The organism is Haloarcula sp. CBA1122, assembly GCF_009741785.1.
Lineage (GTDB): Archaea > Halobacteriota > Halobacteria > Halobacteriales > Haloarculaceae > Haloarcula > Haloarcula hispanica.
Genome location: NZ_WPCB01000101.1, coordinates 1 through 2,687, shown reverse-complemented (window position 1 = coordinate 2,687; position 2,687 = coordinate 1). Strand labels below are relative to the sequence as shown.

The following is a 2,687-nucleotide window of genomic DNA, read 5'->3' as shown; positions in this document are numbered from 1 at the left end:
GGAGCCGTCGTATCTCGGTCGCCGCCGCTTCGACTTTCCGGTCGAACCCCTCGCCGCTGGCCCAGTCACGTAGTTGCATCTCGATTGGCGGGTCGGGTGCGTCCGGGCCGCCGAGGAAGGCGGCCGCCCGGCGGTCGTCCGTCCACGAGCCAGTACGGACGTCCCGGGCCGCCGCCTCCGTCGACATGTCCGCCGTTTCGACCAGCACCTGTCTCGCGGCCTCGCGGAGCCTGTTCCTGACTTCGGACGCATAGCTCGCTTCGAGGCCGTTGTAGGGGTCGACACGTCCGTCGATCTTCGCGAGTAGCTCGTCGATATCATCGCCGACCATATCGCCGGATTTCGCCTGTGTCGCCTCGGGTTCCAGCAGTTCGTCGAGCAGTTCTGCCGGCTCGTCGTCTGTACCGTCGTCACGATACGGGTCACGCGGCTGGCTCCCTTTCACTGGCGGGAGGTCCGACTCCTGTGTCAACACGACAGTATACAGACCGAAGAGGCCGATTACGACGGCTCCGATACTTGCACCGAGCCGGAGCCGTCTAGCCGTCCCGCTGCCGACATCTGGGAGGACTGAGGGAAAAGTAACGACGAACACCGCCCCGGCAAGTGCGACGAGTCCCAACAGCGTGTGCCGGACGAACTTGCGCCCCGGCGTCGGGCGTTCGACGCTGACGTCGATGGTTGCGCTGGCGGTCTCACCTTGTCGTGACTCTGAATCGCTCATCAGTCGTCACCTCCGCCGAGGAGCTGTCTGAGGGCGTTTCGGGCCGATTCGGCTCGGGCACCGGTCGCCGACCGCCCGCCGTACTCGACCTCGCGGAAGAGGGTTGTTAGCCGTCGAACGGGCTCTGCCGGAAGTCCGCTGTCGATAGCCCGGCGGGCGTACTCGCCGGGCGTCGCCGTCTCGGGGTCCGACACGGAGACGCGGTCGGCCAGTAGTGCCCAGGCCTCTTGGATGGACAGGCTATCGATGTCCGGGCCGTCGTCCGCCTCTGCCGTCGATTCGGTGGCCGTCGACTGCCGCTGCTCCGAGTCCGACGAACCAAACAGCGGCGGGCTATCGACGCCACTTCGGACTGAGGCGAGGAAGCCGCCGGTCCCACCGAAGCCCCTGAGGGCTCTGAACGGCGCGACCGAGAGCGACCCGAGCGTACTCGGCAGGCCGGCGACCCCTCGCAGTGACATCGTGCCGACCGACCCGATTCCCGTCGCCAATCCGGTCAGGACACCGCCGGAGACGGCGCTGATACCGGCCCCGACTCGTGAGAGCGCCGACGACCCCGAGAGCAGCGCGGCGGTCGTTACCTTCGGAATCCGGCCGATGGTCCGCCCAACCGCGCCGTTCGAAACCGCCGAGACGACTGTCCCGGCCAATCTGTCGAGGAGCGGATGCAGGAGTAGTCCGGCGTCTGTCGACCCGTCGCGTTCCGGGTCTGATGCCGCCCGGATGACACCGACCGCGACGGCGCCGAACCCGCCGATAAGCGCCAGCCCGATCAGTTTCACCAGAACTGGGGACCCGCTGTCTTCGCCTTCACCGGCTACCGGCGTCGCTGTCGCCGTCTCCGTCGGTGTTGGCGTCGCTGTCGCTGCCGGCTCGTCGCTCGTCCTCGGCGTCGTCTCTGCCCCATCGCTCGTCGCTACCGGCGTCGACCCACTGTCGACGTCGTCGGGTGCTGTTCCGTCGGGCGTGACCGGCTCGCTCGCTCGGCTGTCGAGGGGACCGCTCGACTCGAACTCGACGCCGAGCGCGCCGGGAAACAGCGCCGTGCCGAACAGGACAGCGACCGCACAGAGGAGGGCGAGGGCGGCACGAACCAGCTTTGTTGACACTGTAGCACCGTTTCCGGTGACAGGATAAATATTTTCCCTCACTGCTGGACTGTCCGAACAGAAAACCTTTCATCCGCTGTGGGTATAGCAGAACTACCTCTATGCGGACACTGACTCGCCGGATGCTGTGGACTCTCCTGCTCCTCCTCGCCGTCGACATCGCTGTGGTCGCGACCGCGGCGGTGCTCCTGACACCCTGGCTTGCGCCGGTGCGGGATGCTGTCGCGGCTCACCTCCCGTTCGGTGGGGCGTCGGCACGCATCGCCTGGTGGGTGGCTGTTCTCGCCCCTGCCCTCGTCGCGTTTGTCTGGGCACAGCTGCGATACACCAGAGCCCAGACAATGGCCGAGGTTGACGCTCGCATCGTCGGTCCCGAGGAATACCCCGCCCTCCACGAACGGGTGCAACGGCTCGCGCAACTGGCCGACCTCACGCCGCCACGGATTGCCGTCGCGGACGCCGACGTACCGAACAGTTTCGCTATCGGGACGCTCGGCGGCGCGACGGTGGTCGTCAGCGAGGGACTGCTGGCGACGCTCGGAGGTGACGAACTCGACGCGGTGCTGGCCCACGAACTCATGCACGTCGCCAACCGCGACGCGACCGTCATGACGCTGGCCAGTTTCCTCCCGTCGCTGACAAACGGCGAGTACGACCCGCTTGATGACCTCCTCCCCGGCGGGAGCGGGAGTCGCTATGCGCTCGGGCTGGTCGCGCTCGGCTTCGCGTACGTGTGCAGCGCCCGGGTGCTCGCGGCCCCCGTCGGAAGCCTCTCGTTCACGCTTGGTTTCCTGTTCCTGTTCGCGGTGACAGTCCTGTTCGGCGGCGTCGCGCTGGGCGTGTTCACTGCCCCC

The 2,687-nt window shown here is 67.3% G+C and carries 3 protein-coding genes; 1 reads left to right on the top strand and 2 read right to left on the bottom strand.

Annotation, left to right across the window (positions count from 1 at the left end):
- Both GJ630_RS19300 and GJ630_RS19295 read right to left on the bottom strand, forming a co-directional pair.
- A partial coding sequence (locus GJ630_RS19300; RefSeq protein ID WP_191450761.1) for a hypothetical protein occupies positions 1–724 on the bottom strand: 724 nt, incomplete at its 3' end.
- Positions 724–1,833 carry a DUF4129 domain-containing protein gene (locus tag GJ630_RS19295; protein WP_146417534.1) on the bottom strand — a complete coding sequence of 370 codons (1,110 nt, stop codon included), beginning with the start codon at positions 1,831–1,833 and terminating at the stop codon, positions 724–726. The genes GJ630_RS19295 and GJ630_RS19300, both read right to left, overlap by 1 nt.
- 101 nt (positions 1,834–1,934) lie before the next feature.
- On the opposite strand from GJ630_RS19295, the gene GJ630_RS19290 reads away from it, so the two are divergent.
- Positions 1,935–2,687 (top strand): M48 family metalloprotease (locus tag GJ630_RS19290; protein WP_191450759.1); only part of this gene is annotated, 753 nt, incomplete at its 3' end.